The 18,072-nt window shown below is 46.0% G+C and carries 11 protein-coding genes, 2 tRNA genes and 4 rRNA genes; 13 read left to right on the plus strand and 4 right to left on the minus strand.

The window, feature by feature from the left end; all coding sequences use genetic code 11:
• Positions 1 to 5 precede the first annotated feature (5 nt).
• Positions 6 to 449, minus strand: coding sequence for a MerR family transcriptional regulator (locus FNC98_RS05250; protein ID WP_143580271.1), 444 nt, complete (start codon positions 447 to 449; stop codon positions 6 to 8).
• A 325-nt stretch (positions 450 to 774) separates the two neighbouring features.
• Here FNC98_RS05250 and FNC98_RS05255 point away from each other — a divergent pair, with 325 nt between their 5' ends.
• The 12 genes from FNC98_RS05255 to rrf (FNC98_RS05310) all read left to right on the plus strand — a co-directional run bounded on the left by FNC98_RS05255 (position 775) and on the right by rrf (FNC98_RS05310) (position 13,506).
• Positions 775 to 1,959 (plus strand): thiolase family protein, encoded by a 1,185-nt coding sequence (locus tag FNC98_RS05255; protein WP_143580272.1) that lies wholly within the window; start codon positions 775 to 777, stop codon positions 1,957 to 1,959.
• Between the two features lie 95 nt (positions 1,960 to 2,054).
• Positions 2,055 to 3,212: an acyl-CoA dehydrogenase family protein gene (locus tag FNC98_RS05260; protein ID WP_143580273.1), complete on the plus strand. Its 1,158-nt coding sequence runs from the start codon at positions 2,055 to 2,057 to the stop codon at positions 3,210 to 3,212.
• On the plus strand, positions 3,209 to 4,348 hold the full coding sequence (locus tag FNC98_RS05265) for an enoyl-CoA hydratase/isomerase family protein (protein ID WP_143580274.1): 1,140 nt from the start codon (positions 3,209 to 3,211) through the stop codon (positions 4,346 to 4,348). The genes FNC98_RS05260 and FNC98_RS05265 overlap by 4 nt, the downstream gene beginning before the upstream one ends.
• A 102-nt stretch (positions 4,349 to 4,450) precedes the next feature.
• Positions 4,451 to 5,341 (plus strand): 3-hydroxyisobutyrate dehydrogenase, encoded by an 891-nt coding sequence (gene mmsB, locus FNC98_RS05270; RefSeq protein WP_143580275.1) that lies wholly within the window; start codon positions 4,451 to 4,453, stop codon positions 5,339 to 5,341.
• On the plus strand, positions 5,341 to 6,102 hold the full coding sequence (locus FNC98_RS05275) for an SDR family oxidoreductase (RefSeq protein WP_143580276.1): 762 nt from the start codon (positions 5,341 to 5,343) through the stop codon (positions 6,100 to 6,102). The genes mmsB and FNC98_RS05275 overlap by 1 nt, the downstream gene beginning before the upstream one ends.
• 427 nt (positions 6,103 to 6,529) lie before the next feature.
• Positions 6,530 to 7,069 (plus strand): D-glycero-beta-D-manno-heptose 1,7-bisphosphate 7-phosphatase, encoded by a 540-nt coding sequence (gene gmhB / locus FNC98_RS05280; protein ID WP_143580277.1) that lies wholly within the window; start codon positions 6,530 to 6,532, stop codon positions 7,067 to 7,069.
• 613 nt (positions 7,070 to 7,682) lie between these two features.
• Positions 7,683 to 9,225: ribosomal RNA gene (locus FNC98_RS05285) — 16S ribosomal RNA — on the plus strand.
• Between the two features lie 85 nt (positions 9,226 to 9,310).
• Positions 9,311 to 9,386, plus strand: a tRNA-Ala gene (locus FNC98_RS05290).
• A 19-nt stretch (positions 9,387 to 9,405) separates the two neighbouring features.
• Positions 9,406 to 9,482 (plus strand) — tRNA-Ile (locus FNC98_RS05295).
• 478 nt (positions 9,483 to 9,960) lie between these two features.
• A 23S ribosomal RNA gene (locus FNC98_RS05300) occupies positions 9,961 to 12,961 on the plus strand.
• A 187-nt stretch (positions 12,962 to 13,148) separates the two neighbouring features.
• A 5S ribosomal RNA gene (gene rrf, locus FNC98_RS05305) occupies positions 13,149 to 13,263 on the plus strand.
• A gap of 128 nt (positions 13,264 to 13,391) precedes the next feature.
• A 5S ribosomal RNA gene (rrf, locus tag FNC98_RS05310) occupies positions 13,392 to 13,506 on the plus strand.
• Together the 16S, 23S and 5S rRNA genes with 2 tRNA genes alongside form the textbook arrangement of a ribosomal RNA operon.
• Positions 13,507 to 14,124: 618 nt before the next feature.
• On the opposite strand, the gene FNC98_RS05315 is transcribed toward rrf (FNC98_RS05310), so the two are convergent.
• Positions 14,125 to 14,379 (minus strand): YfhL family 4Fe-4S dicluster ferredoxin, encoded by a 255-nt coding sequence (locus FNC98_RS05315; protein WP_143580278.1) that lies wholly within the window; start codon positions 14,377 to 14,379, stop codon positions 14,125 to 14,127.
• Positions 14,380 to 14,381: 2 nt separating this feature from the next.
• Complete coding sequence (yegQ, locus tag FNC98_RS05320) at positions 14,382 to 15,782, minus strand: tRNA 5-hydroxyuridine modification protein YegQ (RefSeq protein ID WP_144035466.1); 1,401 nt, start codon at positions 15,780 to 15,782, stop codon at positions 14,382 to 14,384.
• A 360-nt stretch (positions 15,783 to 16,142) separates the two neighbouring features.
• Here yegQ and FNC98_RS05325 point away from each other — a divergent pair, with 360 nt between their 5' ends.
• Positions 16,143 to 17,255 (plus strand): hypothetical protein, encoded by a 1,113-nt coding sequence (locus FNC98_RS05325; RefSeq protein WP_143580279.1) that lies wholly within the window; start codon positions 16,143 to 16,145, stop codon positions 17,253 to 17,255.
• A 17-nt stretch (positions 17,256 to 17,272) separates the two neighbouring features.
• Here the strand turns inward: FNC98_RS05325 and FNC98_RS05330 are convergent, their stop codons facing one another.
• Positions 17,273 to 17,995: an SGNH/GDSL hydrolase family protein gene (locus tag FNC98_RS05330; RefSeq protein WP_143580280.1), complete on the minus strand. Its 723-nt coding sequence runs from the start codon at positions 17,993 to 17,995 to the stop codon at positions 17,273 to 17,275.
• Between the last annotated feature and the right edge of the window lie 77 nt (positions 17,996 to 18,072).

Genomic DNA, 18,072 nt, shown 5'->3' on the forward strand with positions numbered 1-18,072 from the left:
TTTCCTTATTTAGTAGTTTTGCTTAATTCGCTTATTGGAGTTGCTGTGGTTTTTGACGTTAGCTCCTGGCGCGCCTGTTTACAGCGTTGTTCTAATGTCGACAATTCCATTAATACAACCTGGATGTCATCCAGTTGCTGGTGCAATGCAGATTTCTTTTCTGCGATTAAGTCCATAATGGTGTCGAGTTGATTGGTACTGGTCTTATCGGCATCGTAAAGGTTAAACAATCTGCCGGTTTCCGCCAGTGAAAAGCCAAGCCTTTTACCCCTTAGGATGAGCTTTAGTCTTACCCGGTCACGACGATTGTAGATGCGGGTTTGTCCACGACGTTGAGGACTTAATAGCCCCTGATCTTCGTAGAACCGGATGCTTCTTGTGGTCACATCAAACTCTTTGGCCAGATCACTAATGCTGAATGTCGCTTGTTTATTATTGATATCACTCATAGGGATGTTTCGATAAAACGTTTTCTCTAACTTAGGTGAAGTTTACGTAAAGGTAAAGTTGTTTTGCCTTGAGCGTGGCAAAGGTGAGCCTAAAAGCTGTAAACAAATTCAGACAATGCCCTGAAAAAGGCCCGGGAAAGGCGTAGCAAAGGTCTGGATATAGACCTATAGCACTATATATTCTGCGACTTAAGCTAGACTATGCTTGATATTGGCAATAATTAGTTACGCTTGGGTAAATTTCTCGAAAAAGTTTACCTTGGCGTAAACTTTGAAATTGCGTTAACCTTGAAATCATAAAATTAAAATGAAAAATGGAAGCATTATGTCTAGCAACGAATCTATTGTAATTGTCTCCGCCGCCCGTACGCCTATGGGGGGCTTTATGGGCAGCCTGAGCTCAGAACCCGCGGTTAAGCTGGGCGCAGCCGCAATCCGTGCCGCGCTTGAGCGCGCGAATATCGGCAACGATCAGGTTGATGAAGTTTTAATGGGATGTGTATTAACGGCAGGCATGAAACAGGCTCCGGCTCGTCAGGCAGCACTTTATGCTGATGTCGACATGGGAACGCCATGTACGACAGTATCGAAAGTTTGTGGTTCCGGCATGAAAGCGGTAATGCAGGGCGTTGATACCTTGCGCCTTGGTTACAACAGCGTTGTTGTTGCCGGAGGTATGGAGAGTATGTCCAATGCACCATACCTGCTGCCGAAAGCGCGCCAGGGTATGCGTATGGGTCATGCACAAACCTTAGATCACATGATGTTTGATGGCCTGGAAAATGCGTATGACGGTAAAGCCATGGGTTGTTTTGCCCAAGATACTGCCGATGAGAAGAAATTCAGTCGTGAGCAGATGGACGCGTTCGCATTAGAATCGTTAAAACGTGCCAATGATGCGATTGCCAGTGGTGCGTTTGAAAATGAAATTACGCCGGTAACTTACAGCACTCGTCGCGGTGAAGTAACCGTTGAAATCGATGAGCAACCAGGTAATGCTCGTCCGGAAAAGATCCCGTCACTGCGTCCAGCCTTTAAGAAAGATGGCACCGTAACAGCGGCTAACTCGAGCTCGATTTCAGATGGCGCTGCAGCATTAGTTATGATGACGGAAAGTGAAGCGGCTGCTCGCGGTTTAACGCCATTGTGTCGTGTTGTTGGTCATAGCTCGCACGCGCAAACACCAGAAACCTTCACGGCTGCGCCAGTTGGAGCCATCAAGAAATTGCTAGAAGACATCAACTGGTCAATCGGCGACGTTGATTTATTCGAAATTAACGAAGCCTTTGCCATGGTAACTATGTTGGCTATGGACGAATTAGAGCTGGATCACAGCAAAGTGAATATCAACGGTGGTGCATGTGCCTTAGGTCATCCTATCGGTGCAAGTGGTGCTCGTATATTAGTGACTTTGATTCACGCATTGAAAAATAAAGGCCTTAAGAAAGGTCTGGCAAGTCTTTGTATTGGTGGCGGCGAAGCAACAGCCGTTGCTATCGAAATGCTTTAAATCAAAAACTGAATAGCCGCATGATTGCGGCTTTTTTTTGGCCTTAAAAAGAAAATAACAACAGGTCAAAATGAATTTGGGGAAGAGATAATCCGATGAATTTTAACTTATCTGAAGAACAGCAAATGTTTGCAGATATGGCGAAGCAATTTGCCATGGCGGAACTGGCGCCTCATGCAGGTACCTGGGACGCTGAACATATATTTCCAAAAGACGTTATTCAAAAAGCCGGAGAGTTGGGCTTTTGTGGACTTTATACGCCAGAAGATAAAGGCGGTATGGCGCTTAGTCGTTTAGATTCCGCGATCATATTTGAGCAGTTATCTATGGGTTGTACCGCAACAACGGCGATGATCACCATTCACAATATGGCTACCTGGATGATCGCCAGTTGGGGCACCAACAGTGTTTGCGAACGCTGGTGCGACGGTCTGGTCTCAGGTCAATACCTGGCTTCTTACTGTTTGACGGAGCCGGGCGCAGGCTCAGACGCTGCATCCTTGATGACAAGCGCCAAAAAAGATGGTGATGATTACATCATTAATGGCTCGAAGATGTTTATCTCCGGTGCCGGTGAAACCGACGTACTTGTCGCTATGGTGAGAACCGGCGGTGAAGGTGCTAAAGGTATTTCTGCTGTAGTTATTCCTGCAGATACCCCGGGTATCATCTACGGTAAAGCGGAAGAAAAGTTAGGCTGGAACGCCCAGCCAACCCGTTTGATTACTTTTGAAGATGTGCGAATCCCACAACAAAATTTACTTGGCACTGAAGGTGAAGGTTTTACCATTGCCATGAAAGGGTTAGATGGTGGACGTATCAATATTGCTTCCTGTTCCATCGGTACTGCGCAACAGGCATTAAATACCGCTACTGAGTATATGCAAGAGCGCAAGCAATTTGGCAAATCTCTGGCATCGTTTCAGGGACTACAATTTAAGCTGGCGGATATGGCTACGCAATTAGTAGCAGCCAGACAAATGGTGCGCTTAGCGGCATTTAAACTGGATAATAACGATCCGGAAAAAACGGCCTATTGTGCGATGGCGAAACAATTTGCAACCGACGTAGGTTTTGCCGTTTGTGACGCTGCCCTGCAAATTCACGGTGGTTATGGCTACATTAAAGAATATCCATTAGAACGCCATTTCCGAGACGTACGTGTTCACCAGATCCTGGAAGGCACCAATGAAATTATGCGCCTGATTGTTTCTCGCCGGATCCTTAGTGAAGGGGCAGGGGAAATCCTATGACCGAAGTCGTAATTTTCGAAGAATTAAACGCCATTCATGGCAAAAAGATTGGTATTGCCACATTAAACTCTGAAAAGTCTTTAAATGCGCTGAGCCACGATATGGTGCATGCGCTGCTGCCAAAACTGCAGCAATGGCAAAATAACCCGGATATCGCCATGGTGATGCTACAAGGCAGTGGCGAAAAAGCCTTCTGTGCTGGCGGTGATATCGTCCACTTATATAAAGGCATGCAAGATGGCGAGCAGGGCGTTAATGCCGCTTCGCAATATTTTGCCGATGAGTATCAGCTTGATTATTTGATTCATGCGTACACCAAACCGATTCTTGTTTGGGGAGCTGGTATTGTGATGGGCGGTGGCCTTGGTTTGATGGCTGGTGCGAGTCATCGAGTGGTTACGGAAACCTCTCGTATTGCCATGCCTGAAATTACCATCGGACTATTCCCGGATGTTGGTGGTAGTTACTTCTTAAATCGGATGCCGAAAGGTTGTGGTTTATTTCTTGGTTTAACTGGTGCCAGTGTCAATGCCGCCGATGCGCTGCATGTCAATCTTGCCGATCATTTTCTAACCAATGCTCAAAAGCAAAGTCTGCTGGATCAGCTAATTGATGTGCATTGGGGCGATACCATCTCGTTAAATCATGAGAAAGTGACCAAGGTATTATCTTCATTGAGCGGCGATGTGAAATCTTCACTACCACGTTCTAATGTAGCTCAGCATCAACAGCTTATTGAAAACTGTACAACGGGCGAATCCTTAGAAGCCATAGAAAAGCAGATCCAATTGATTGATAGTGAAGACAAGTGGATTCAGCGCGCCCAGAAAACTTTGGCCAATGGCAGTCCGCTAAGTGCACACATCATTTATCGACAGCTGCAAACCAGCAAGTCCTATTCGCTTTCTGATTGCTTTCGTTTCGAGTTGGGCTTGGCAACCAAATGTGCTCAATTTGGTGAATTCAAAGAAGGTGTCAGAGCCTTACTCATTGAAAAAGACAATTCACCTAACTGGAAGTTTGCGACCATTGCTGACGTAGAAAGCGAAGTCGTTGATTGGTTTTTTGAGCCTAACTGGACGGTATCTAACCATCCATTAGCGGGCCTAGGTTTGCGACAAGAAGCACTCGCATAATTAAGTTGCGACTAGCAACGAATAAAAGAACAAAAGGTTAATAAAAGCGTCAGCTAAAACTAATAATAAAAGACGCTTAACTTACAACAAGAGGAAAAATAAATGACGGCAATCGCGTTTATTGGATTAGGTAACATGGGCGGGCCAATGGCCGCTAACTTACTTAAAGCCGGACACCAGGTTCATGTTTTTGATTTAAGTGCTGATGCGATGAATGCATTGGTTGAACAGGGCGCGACTGCCCATCAGGACGCGGGCGATTGTGCTGCATTAGCTGAGGTTGTGGTAACGATGCTGCCAGCGGGTAAGCATGTGGAAACTTGCTACCTGTCAGAAAACGGCATCATCAATTCGATGCAAGCTGGCACCTTGGCGATTGATTCATCAACAATCGATAAAGCGACTGCAGTAAAGGTCGCCGCGGCCTTGCAGGCAAAAGGGATGGAGTTTGTCGATGCTCCGGTATCCGGTGGTGTCGCGGGAGCTGCTGCTGGCACCTTGAGTTTTATGGTAGGCGGCAGTGACGCTGAGTTTAATCGCGCGAAGCCGTTCCTTGAAGCCATGGGCAAAAACATATTCCATGCCGGCGGTCACGGCGCCGGTCAGGTTGCTAAGGTATGCAACAACATGTTGTTGTCAATCCTGATGGCAGGGACTGCAGAAGCGCTACAGCTAGGTATCAATAACGATCTTGACCCGAAAGTCTTATCGGAAATTATGCTAAAAAGCTCTGGTCGCAACTGGACCTTAGAGCTATACAATCCATGTCCGGATGTGATGGACAATGTACCGTCCAGTAATGAATATCAAGGCGGCTTTATGGTCGATTTGATGGCAAAAGATTTAGGGCTTGCCATGGATTGTGCGGTGCAGAGTCAGTCAACGACGCCAATGGGCGCACTATCGAGAAACCTGTTTTCTCTTCATGCTGGCCAGGGTAACGGCAAACTGGATTTTTCCAGTATTTTTAAGATGTACGCAAAGGAAGATTAATGAATTTATCCGCTAAAGTAATTGTTATCACTGGTGCTGCCGGTGGCTTAGGTAGCGAAATGGCAAAAGATTTTGCCAATCACGGTGCTCGCCTGGCGTTAATCGATATGACCGAAGACGCACTGCAGGATATTGTTGCTGAACTAAAACAAAGTGGCGCTGATGTTAAAGCTTACGGAGCCAATGTTACCGATGAAGCTGACGTCGAGCGTACCTTTGAGCAAATCGCCAGTGACTTTGATGGCATTGATGGTCTGGTAAATAACGCCGGTATTCTTCGCGATGGTATGTTTGTCAAAGCGAAAGATGGTGAAGTTACCGCAAAAATGTCGTTACAGCAGTTTCAGTCAGTCATTGATGTAAACCTGACAGGCGTATTCTTGTGTGGTCGTGAAGCATCTGTGCAAATGATTAAGCACAATCGCAAGGGTGTGATCATTAATATGTCGTCGATTGCGCGTCAGGGTAATATGGGCCAAACCAACTACTCAGCTTCAAAAGCAGGCGTTGTTGCGATGACTGTTACCTGGGCTCGTGAACTTGGACGCCACGGTATTCGCGTCGGTGCTATTGCCCCGGGTGTTATTAAAACCGCGATGACAGATGCCATGAAACCTGAAATGCGTGAGCGCTTAGAGAAAATGAAGCCAGTCGGTCGATTGGGTCAGGCTGAAGAAATAGCCCACACTGCTCGCTATATTTTCGAAAATGACTTCTTCACGGGTCGTGTTGTCGAGATTGATGGCGGCCTTGCCATGTAATACCAATCACATTAAATTATTGCTCACTCAGTGAGAATTTAAAGGCTTTTAGACAAGGCTTTGATTGCAGAGAATGGTCACTCCATTGTCAAAATCAGTAACGCAGGATAAATGCCTTTAAAACTCACCCGAAGGGAGTTAGTGAGAGGCCCATTTACTGCCCTATATTTCATTAATATAGAATGACTATATCAATAAAATCTATGTTGTAACTGAACCTCTGCCCTAACTCTGAGTTGTGCACAAACTTAGTGTGATTGGTATTGAATACCAAGGCAGCGTTTGAAGCGCTGCCTACACCCGTAAACCTTATATCGATATGGCAACTTAAATTGCGACCTATGGCTACTCTTTATCCTTGCCCTTTATGATATAGTGCACGTTTACGGGGTTTCTCCCTCTTTATATAACTTGCAGAACTTAAATAATGACCAAAGCCTTATTCTTGGATCGTGACGGTATTATCAATATTGATCATGGCTATGTATCTAAAATCGAATTATTTGATTTTATGCCAGGTATTTTTGAAATATGTTTTGCCGCGCAGCAAAAAGGCTACCTGCTAATTGTGGTAACTAACCAATCTGGCATCGGCCGTGGCAAATATACAGAGGAGGACTTTCATCACCTGACAGATTGGATGAAAGCTCGTTTTGCGGAACATGACGTGACCATCGATGATGTTATGTATTGCCCTCATCATCCCACCAGCGCCAATCCTCCCTATTTAAAAGACTGTCTATGTCGTAAACCTGGGCCTGGCATGATCCTCGATGCGGCCAGTCGTCATGATATTAATCTTTCTGAAAGTATTTTCCTGGGCGATAAGCGATCGGATATGGAAGCGGCGATAGCTGGAAACGTTCCGACACGCTTATTTTTGTCGGGACATTACCCGGATGATGGTTCGGTAGATGCACATCGCATCGAATCTTTGGCAGATGTATCGAAGTATTTAATCGATTAATCAATATTTGGTAAACCAAATGTTAGGATCGTTCATTTTTCAGGCGAACGATCTTTTTTTTGTAATTTTTGTTGATTTGGGTGTTGACGGCGACCGGAAAATCCCTAAAATGCGCATCCACTTCCACGGGACATCCCAACGAAGTGTTTTGATACGATAACCTCAAGGGTTTAACCCGGTTATCACGACCGAAACTGAGAAATATTCGAAAACAACTTTTTCGAAATAATTATCAAAAAGCGGTTGACATCAAAACTGGATGGCGTAGAATGCGCATCCTGCTTCGGGCAAGGCCTGCAAGCAAATGAGAGTTAAGCGAATGCGACTTAATTCTCCTTCCTATAAAGGAAGGCATCGAATCAATATTCTTCCATGAATCGATTCGGTGTAAGCACATCCATGTGCAGATCTTTAACAATTAGTTATCAAGCAATTTGTGTGGGCACTCAAGTTAAGACAGTTTTACCATATAGCTCGTAAGAGCAATATAAAAGTCTTAATGATTTGTGACACATGAGTCTTTATTAATTTATTTAATATACGTTTATATGTCAGTTACCTTAATTGGTAACAAGTGATTCATTGAGCATGGTCCGCAAGGACAACAACTTTTTAATTGAAGAGTTTGATCATGGCTCAGATTGAACGCTGGCGGCAGGCTTAACACATGCAAGTCGAGCGGAAACGAGAAGGTGCTTGCACCTTCGGCGTCGAGCGGCGGACGGGTGAGTAATGCTTGGGAATATGCCTTAAGGTGGGGGACAACAGTTGGAAACGACTGCTAATACCGCATAATGTCTACGGACCAAAGGAGGGGATCTTCGGACCTTTCGCCTTTTGATTAGCCCAAGTGAGATTAGCTAGTTGGTGGGGTAATGGCCTACCAAGGCGACGATCTCTAGCTGGTTTGAGAGGATGATCAGCCACACTGGGACTGAGACACGGCCCAGACTCCTACGGGAGGCAGCAGTGGGGAATATTGCACAATGGGGGAAACCCTGATGCAGCCATGCCGCGTGTGTGAAGAAGGCCTTCGGGTTGTAAAGCACTTTCAGCGAGGAGGAAAGGTTAGTAGCTAATAACTGCTAGCTGTGACGTTACTCGCAGAAGAAGCACCGGCTAACTCCGTGCCAGCAGCCGCGGTAATACGGAGGGTGCGAGCGTTAATCGGAATTACTGGGCGTAAAGCGTGCGTAGGCGGTTGTATAAGCGAGATGTGAAAGCCCCGGGCTTAACCTGGGAACTGCATTTCGAACTGTATGACTAGAGTTTTGTAGAGGGTGGTGGAATTTCCAGTGTAGCGGTGAAATGCGTAGAGATTGGAAGGAACATCAGTGGCGAAGGCGGCCACCTGGACAAAAACTGACGCTGAGGCACGAAAGCGTGGGGAGCAAACAGGATTAGATACCCTGGTAGTCCACGCCGTAAACGATGTCAACTAGCTGTCTGTGGACTTGATCCGTGGGTAGCGCAGCTAACGCACTAAGTTGACCGCCTGGGGAGTACGGCCGCAAGGTTAAAACTCAAATGAATTGACGGGGGCCCGCACAAGCGGTGGAGCATGTGGTTTAATTCGATGCAACGCGAAGAACCTTACCATCCCTTGACATCCAGAGAATTTTCTAGAGATAGATTAGTGCCTTCGGGAACTCTGAGACAGGTGCTGCATGGCTGTCGTCAGCTCGTGTTGTGAAATGTTGGGTTAAGTCCCGCAACGAGCGCAACCCCTATCCTTATTTGCCAGCGAGTAGTGTCGGGAACTTTAAGGAGACTGCCGGTGATAAACCGGAGGAAGGTGGGGACGACGTCAAGTCATCATGGCCCTTACGGGATGGGCTACACACGTGCTACAATGGCAGATACAGAGGGCAGCAAGACCGCGAGGTGGAGCGAATCCCACAAAGTCTGTCGTAGTCCGGATTGGAGTCTGCAACTCGACTCCATGAAGTCGGAATCGCTAGTAATCGTGGATCAGAATGCCACGGTGAATACGTTCCCGGGCCTTGTACACACCGCCCGTCACACCATGGGAGTGGGTTGCAAAAGAAGTAGCTAGTTTAACCTTCGGGGGGACGGTTACCACTTTGTGATTCATGACTGGGGTGAAGTCGTAACAAGGTAACCCTAGGGGAACCTGGGGTTGGATCACCTCCTTACCTTAAGTAAAACAACTTTCTTGAGTGTTCACACAAATTGCTTTGATAACGAAATTAAGACGATGACCCTGTACGTCAGAATTATGGGGCTATAGCTCAGCTGGGAGAGCGCCTGCCTTGCACGCAGGAGGTCAGCAGTTCGATCCTGCTTAGCTCCACCATTTGACTGCAGTACATAGTAGGTCTGTAGCTCAGCTGGTTAGAGCGCACCCCTGATAAGGGTGAGGTCGGTAGTTCAAGTCTACTCAGACCTACCAATTTCACGTTTATTCTGCGTTGTTTGTCGATTCGTTTATTGAAAAATAAACGTCATCACCAAACGCCTTGACTAAACGCGAAAAGAAAACGAGTCATCGAAAGAAAGGCCAAACCTAAGTTATGGATGAACTATAATTTACGTTTGGTTTTTTTAACCATGAAGTTGCCGAATGTGTGCAGTTTCAATGTTCTTTAACAATTTGGAAAGCTGATATTAAACCCGGTGTTTATATTCAACAACTCGTGTCGCGCGAGGTGTTGGCCAAATATAAATACCAAAACGGATAACGTAAGTTATCCGGCTAATAATCTTTATGATTATTAATTCTTACTCAAGTAATCTATTAGATTGCGTGAAATTGTCAGACATACAACGAAAGACAACAGTGCACAGAGCACAGCAAGCAGATTCTGCTTTCTGAATTCTGCCATTTGTCGTCTTGAAGAGATTCTTCGTGAGTTTTCTTTGGGTTGTATGGTTAAGTGACTAAGCGTATGTGGTGGATGCCTTGGCAGTTAGAGGCGATGAAGGACGTGTTAATCTGCGAAAAGCTGAGTTAAGCCGATAAAAGGCGTTATAGGCTCAGATGTCCGAATGGGGAAACCCACCCGTCATCAGGCGGGTATCGTTAAGTGAATTCATAGCTTAACGAGGCGAACCGGGAGAACTGAAACATCTAAGTACCCCGAGGAAAAGAAATCAACCGAGATTTCCTTAGTAGCGGCGAGCGAACGGGAATTAGCCCTTAAGCGGTTTGTAAGTTAGTGGAATGAGCTGGAAAGCTCAGCGATACAGGGTGATAGCCCCGTACACGAAAATGAACTTACCGTGAAATCGAGTAGGTCGGGACACGAGAAATCTTGACTGAATATGGGGGGACCATCCTCCAAGGCTAAATACTCCTAACTGACCGATAGTGAACCAGTACCGTGAGGGAAAGGCGAAAAGAACCCCTGTGAGGGGAGTGAAATAGAACCTGAAACCGCATACGTACAAGCAGTGGAAGCCCTTCGGGGTGACTGCGTACCTTTTGTATAATGGGTCAGCGACTTATGTTCTGTAGCTAGGTTAACCGAATAGGGGAGCCGTAGCGAAAGCGAGTGTTAACTGCGCGTTCAGTTGCAGGGCATAGACCCGAAACCCGGCGATCTACCCATGGGCAGGTTGAAGGTTGAGTAACATCAACTGGAGGACCGAACACACGTATGTTGAAAAATGCGGTGATGACCTGTGGGTCGGAGTGAAAGGCTAATCAAGCCGGGAGATAGCTGGTTCTCCCCGAAATCTATTTAGGTAGAGCCTCGGACGAACACCATTGGGGGTAGAGCACTGTTAAGGCTAGGGGGTCATCCCGACTTACCAACCCTTTGCAAACTCCGAATACCAATGAGTGCTATCCGGGAGACACACTATGGGTGCTAACGTCCATAGTGGAAAGGGAAACAACCCAGACCGCCAGCTAAGGTCCCAAAGTCATAGTTAAGTGGGAAACGATGTGGAAAGGCATAGACAGCTAGGAGGTTGGCTTAGAAGCAGCCACCCTTTAAAGAAAGCGTAATAGCTCACTAGTCGAGTCGGTCTGCGCGGAAGATGTAACGGGGCTAAACTATGCACCGAAGCTGCGGATTGGAGCATATCACTAAAGTTATTTAAGACTTCTGTGTTTTCTTCTTTTTGATAAATGAAGAGAAAACACTCAAGCGTCCCCAAACAGTCGATGGGCTGTGCGGATAGAGATGATTTTAGGATATGCTCCAGTGGTAGGGGAGCGTTCTGTAAGCCGTTGAAGGTGAACTGAGAAGTTTGCTGGAGGTATCAGAAGTGCGAATGCTGACATGAGTAACGATAATGGGGGTGAAAAACCCCCACGCCGAAAGACCAAGGTTTCCTGTCCCATGTTAATCAGGGCAGGGTAAGTCGGCCCCTAAGGCGAGGCGGAAACGCGTAGTCGATGGGAAACAGATTAATATTTCTGTACTTCTTATAATTGCGAAGGAGGGACGGAGCAGGCTAGGCAAGCATGGCGTTGGTTGTCCATGTGAAAGTATGTAGGCTGAAGAATTAGGTAAATCCGGTTCTTCTTAAGGCTGAGATACGAGACGAGGCTCTACGGAGCTGAAGTTGTTGATGCCCTACTTCCAGGAAAAGCTTCTAAGCATCAGATTATAAGGAACCGTACCCCAAACCGACACAGGTGGTTAGGTAGAGAATACTAAGGCGCTTGAGAGAACTCGGGTGAAGGAACTAGGCAAAATAGTACCGTAACTTCGGGAGAAGGTACGCCGGCTAGGGTGATGAGACTTGCTCTCTAAGCCTCGGTCGGTCGAAGTAACCAGGTGGCTGGAACTGTTTATTAAAAACACAGCACTGTGCAAAATCGAAAGATGACGTATACGGTGTGACGCCTGCCCGGTGCCGGAAGGTTAATTGATTGGGTTAGCGCAAGCGAAGCTCATGATCGAAGCCCCGGTAAACGGCGGCCGTAACTATAACGGTCCTAAGGTAGCGAAATTCCTTGTCGGGTAAGTTCCGACCTGCACGAATGGCGTAATCATGGCCACACTGTCTCCACCCGAGACTCAGTGAAATTGAATTTGCGGTTAAGATGCCGTATACCCGCGGCTAGACGGAAAGACCCCGTGAACCTTTACTATAGCTTGACAGTGAACATTGCTCCTACATGTGTAGGATAGGTGGGAGGCTTTGAAACTTTGTCGCCAGATAGAGTGGAGCCAATCTTGAAATACCACCCTTGTATGCGTGATGTTCTAACCTAGGCCCCTAATCGGGGCTGGGGACACTGTCTGGTGGGTAGTTTGACTGGGGCGGTCTCCTCCCAAAGCGTAACGGAGGAGCACGAAGGTTGGCTAAGTACGGTCGGACATCGTACGGTTAGTGCAATGGCATAAGCCAGCTTAACTGCGAGATAGACACATCGAGCAGGTACGAAAGTAGGTCATAGTGATCCGGTGGTTCTGTATGGAAGGGCCATCGCTCAACGGATAAAAGGTACTCCGGGGATAACAGGCTGATACCGCCCAAGAGTTCATATCGACGGCGGTGTTTGGCACCTCGATGTCGGCTCATCACATCCTGGGGCTGAAGTCGGTCCCAAGGGTATGGCTGTTCGCCATTTAAAGTGGTACGCGAGCTGGGTTTAGAACGTCGTGAGACAGTTCGGTCCCTATCTGCCGTGGGCGTTTGAGAATTGAAGAGGGCTGCTCCTAGTACGAGAGGACCGGAGTGGACGAACCTCTGGTGTTCCGGTTGTCACGCCAGTGGCATTGCCGGGTAGCTATGTTCGGAACTGATAACCGCTGAAAGCATCTAAGCGGGAAGCAGGCTTTGAGATGAGTTCTCACTGGAGCTTTAAGCTCCCTAAAGGGTCGTTGGAGACTACAACGTTGATAGGTCAGGTGTGTAAGTGCTGCGAGGCATTGAGCTAACTGATACTAATTGCCCGTGAGGCTTAACCATACAACACCAAAGAAAATTGTGTTGTTTGACATGCTACGCAGTCAAATAGATAGAGTAAGAATTGAAATTAATACAGCTTTTCGAATTAAAGTTAGAAGCGTCTTGATAGCGGAGTAAACAATACTCAGAACGCATCAGGAGGCCCCGTTCGCCAACGGGGCAAAAATCTTCTAGCGTACGATTTTTGTCTAGCGACAATAGCGTTGTGGAACCACCTGATCCCATGCCGAACTCAGAAGTGAAACGCAATAGCGCCGATGGTAGTGTGGGAGTTCCCATGTGAGAGTAGGTCATCGCTAGGCTCCTAATTAACGACAAAAGCCCGCTCAACTGAGCGGGCTTTTCAACTTAAAATGTAAAGTTTCATTTTAAATGATGTTTGAGCAGAGTTAATTCACTTAGACTTTATTCAAAATTAAACCAGTTTTTGTCTAGCGACAATAGCGTTGTGGAACCACCTGATCCCATGCCGAACTCAGAAGTGAAACGCAATAGCGCCGATGGTAGTGTGGGAGTTCCCATGTGAGAGTAGGTCATCGCTAGGCTCCCATTCAAATGAAAGAGGGCATCCGAAAGGGTGCCCTTTTTCGTTATGCGCGGAAAATAAAATAGCGCAAAATAAAAGTTAAAGGGATAGATGCCCTTCTTCATTCGAATAAAGGCTAACACCCCACTTGCGGGAACGCATGTGAGCGTAGGTCTGCGACGTTTAACCATCCCTGAAACGTCGCTTTACCGTCCATCCGTGGACATAATCGCTAGGCCGCGTAAGTATTAAATATCAGCGGAAAATTCAAAGAAAGCCTAGGCTTGACCAACTCAAGAAGACAGTTGGATAAAATACTCCACTGCGTCGTATTTTTGGGTGACGAATAGGAACCCTATTCGCTTTTGACCATGGACGGTCTATATGCAGAAAATGCACTAATACATGGATGTATGTGGTTAGAATAACGCAGGAGCAGTTATCGAAGAGCAATTTACTGAGGAGCAAAACACTCGACTTCCTCGTGTTTTGGGATACCTAGTAACCTTTTTCATTGCAGCTAGGCTGCAACTCCACCATTAAAACGATATCGTTTTAACTCCACCCTCGAATCGGTTTTTGATTCGAATCCACCTTTGACGACTATCGTCAAGTCCACCTCATACCTAATCTTTATTTACGCCAACCCCTGAACTACCACGTATTTTTCGTACAGCTGATCTTCGGTTTCGATGCGATTTGGGTCGGTAATGATGCACTTACTGATAGGGCATACAGACTGGCACGTGGGCTTGTTGTAATGACCTTTGCACTCGGTGCATAGGTCAGGATTGATTTCAAAGATGGATTTGCCCATAGAAATTGCATCATTTGGGCATTCCGGTACGCACATATCGCAATTAATACATTTTTTAGTAATTAATAACGCCATCGTTATTTACCCTGGGGATTGCGGGTATCCTGACCATCGTTCAGGTTTCGCATTAGCAGTGCATATTGCAAATCTAAATCTTTAGGTAGCGGAATGTAAACGATATGGCCGCTGCCTTTAGCGTCATCGATTGATTCTGCTTTTCGGTTTTCCATATGCTCGAGAGTAAAGATGACATTGCCCTGTGGCGTCATTAACTCAAGCTTGTCACCAACAATGAACTTGTTCTTAACTTCAAGCTCTGCCAAATCGCCACGGCGATTACCCGTAAATTCACCAACAAATTGTTGGCTGGTAGAAACAGAATAACCATAATCGTAATTTTGATAGGTATCATGGGTATGTCGACGCAGAAAACCTTCCGTATAACCACGATGTGCCAGGTTCTCTAGTGTGCCCATTAAATCTTGATCAAATGGCTTACCAGCAACGGCATCGTCTATGGCTTTACGATAAACCTGAGCGGTGCGCGCACAGTAATAGAAAGACTTAGTGCGTCCTTCAATTTTTAACGAATGTACGCCCATTTTCGTTAGCCGCTCAACGTGTTGGACAGCGCGCAGATCTTTTGAATTCATGATATACGTACCATGTTCATCTTCATATGCCGCCATTTTTTCATCCGGTCGATGACTTTCAGAAAGTAGGACCATCTCATCACTAGGTTTACCTTTTCCTATTGCGACATCAGGGCGTTGTTCCTGAACTTCCACGATTTGAGCTTGGTTAGGATCAAATTCTTCAACAATCTGGCCAACGTCGTCCTCTTTCGCTTTTTCTACCTTGTATTCCCAGCGGCAGGCATTGGTGCAGGTTCCCTGATTCGGGTCACGCTTATTGATATATCCGGATAACAGGCATCGCCCGGAATAGGCCATACATAGGGCGCCATGAACAAATACCTCTAACTCTGTTTCAGGGCAATGCTCACGAATCTCCTCGATTTCCTCTAACGACAATTCACGAGAAACGATAACCCGTTCAACGCCATTTGCCGCCCAGAATTTTACCGTTGCCCAGTTTACCGCATTCGCTTGTACTGACAGGTGAATTGGCATTTCAGGGAACGCTTCACGCACCATCATAATTAATCCAGGATCTGACATGATCAGTGCATCAGGTCCCATCTCAATGACAGGGCGTAAATCATCGATAAAGGTCTTAAGTTTAGAATTATGAGGTTGAATATTACATACCACGTATAACTTCTTCCCCAGGGCGTGAGCTTCGTCGATGCCTATCTTCAGGTTTTCATGGTTAAATTCATTGTTGCGAACGCGCAGGCTATATCTGGGTTGTCCAGCATAAACGGCGTCTGCGCCATAAGCAAACGCATATCGCATGTTCTTTAAGCTACCAGCTGGGGATAATAATTCGGGTACAAAGGTGTTTTCGGTTGCCATCATCTCACTGCTCTTTAAACCGCATTTCCAGCGATTTAATTCTCTAATGGATTTGATATAAATTAATGGCTGAATTTTACGTGATAACACCAAATAACCCTAGTGTTAATGTGGTTTTGTAACAAATTTCTAATAACCTGATTCGGGCACGATATAGTTTACATATTTTATTGCAGGTAACTTCCTGAACTGTATATAACAAATTGATTCTATGATGATTAATCGTTTGCCATTTAATTCATAGGTTCAATGCTTTATAGTCAACCCCTACCTTTGTTTTAATAAAGAGCTCCCAACAATGCTAAAAAAGGAATTTTAGGAGCAGGACTACTCGCTATCCTAGCTTTGTTTCTGTGGTTTTTGACTGGCAAACCGGAAACTGCAAACACAGAACCGCTGCAATCGCAAAACCAAATTACTAACGTCCAAACTAGCGAACCTAAGCCTCCGGAATCATCAGAACCTCAAGACTCTGAACTGCAGCAAGATTCTATTGAAAATGATGATGCTGAATCCGAAATACTTGCGTGCTTACCCGAGTTATTTGAGGACGCTGAAGATAGAAAAGAAAAGTTGCAACAACATTTTGAGGACTATGAAAAAAAGAGAGTGGACGCAGCCAAAAGGCATTTATCAAACGCTGATGCTTTTAACTATTCGCTTTTTGCCCCTCCACCTGAAGGTAAAACGCGACTCGATTTATTAATGGAATACCATCAACAATTCCCTGGTAACCCTCTAATTTCCGTCGATATTATTAACGCCTGTATCGGTGCTGAAGACGAAAGGTGTTCAGACTCGTTGATTGACGATCTGGTGTCGGCAGACAGTAATAATGGCGCGCCGCACGTATCGGCGACAATATTTTACGCTTCAAAGGGAGAAGACGATAAAGTCATAGAGCATATTAAGCATATTGAACAAGCATCGACTTTTAATGAAAGGTATGGCGAGAGGGTTTTAACCTATGCTCAGGCTTTGGCAGGAGCGGAAATTGGTGACTTCAGATTGGCCGCTTATGAGGGAATAGGGGCAGTACCTTTTCTTTCGTATAAACCTGTATTTGATTGGTGTGAAAAAGGTCTGGAACAAGCGGCTATATCAGATGCCTGCATTTCTCTTGGCGCTGAACTTACCGACCGAGGAAAGACTCTCATCAGTTGGCATATGGGGCTTGGGCTGCAGAAGAAAATTTATGAAGCGTTGGATAACGAAGAGATTGTTACAGCACTTGAACGCGAAAAACAAAGCTTTTATCAACGCAGAGATGCGAATGCAAATACAAATACTGCAATCAGCTTGATGATGTTGTTCGATGAAAGATTATTACGACGTTGGTTTGAAAACATCGATGTCCATGGTGAAGTTGAATCTCACGCTATGATGCAGGAAGAAGCAACCTACTTGTATGAAACGCAAGGAGACAATGCATTGTGCAATTTCATCTACGATATATTTAATAGTGGTGGCTAACCCACTAAAAGGTGAACTCAGTGTTCCTCGGAAGGGCTAGCATGAAAACGCTTAATCAAATGCGCGCTTCTTTTACCCCAGCGATGATAGATATCAGGACCGGGATGAAAACCGTCACTGGCCATTGGAATGTCTTTTTCGGCGGTTTCTAAATTAAGAAGCTGACACCTTTGTTCCAGTTCGACATCCTGACACAACACCTCGTTAAAGCGCTTGGCTCTGTCTCCCAGATACCAGCGTAGAGGGTTGGGTAGTGCCGGAAACCGGTGCATCGGCGGTACTTTAGTGATAATCGCTTGTTTGGCTTTAAATTTATCCTGAAGCAGGCTTCTTAGCATCGCCTGCTGTTGTCTCCAGGTGGATAAAGTGACGGAGCTGGTGACATCGTTAACGCCAAGAGAAGTGATAACCGTATCAAAGCTTTGACTTGGAAGTGTCTCCAATACGGTTAAGGTTTCCGCTGTGGTGGCGCCAGAACGCGCCACTAATTGATAACTTACTTCGAATGACTGCTTGAGGTGTTTTAAGGTTTGTCCAAGCAGCGCTGTATCCTGTTGCTGAGTGCCTACCCCGGCAGCTGCAGAATCACCGACAATCAATAACTTCAGTGGCTTGCCATTGCCGTCAACGCCTATTCTCGGGCCACCAGGTTCTGGAAGCACAGGGGTTTGCCTGCGTACCTGTTTTCCCTGCACAAATAGGATAGGTAACAATGCTAAACCTGAAAGATATCCATCCATCTTTAACACCCAAAATTGAATTACATATCAACTAATACGGCTGAGGTTGCCTAAAGATCAGGCTAGTTGGCCTGATG

Origin of the sequence: Thalassotalea sp. PS06 (assembly GCF_007197775.1) — a bacterium.
GTDB lineage: Bacteria > Pseudomonadota > Gammaproteobacteria > Enterobacterales > Alteromonadaceae > Thalassotalea_A.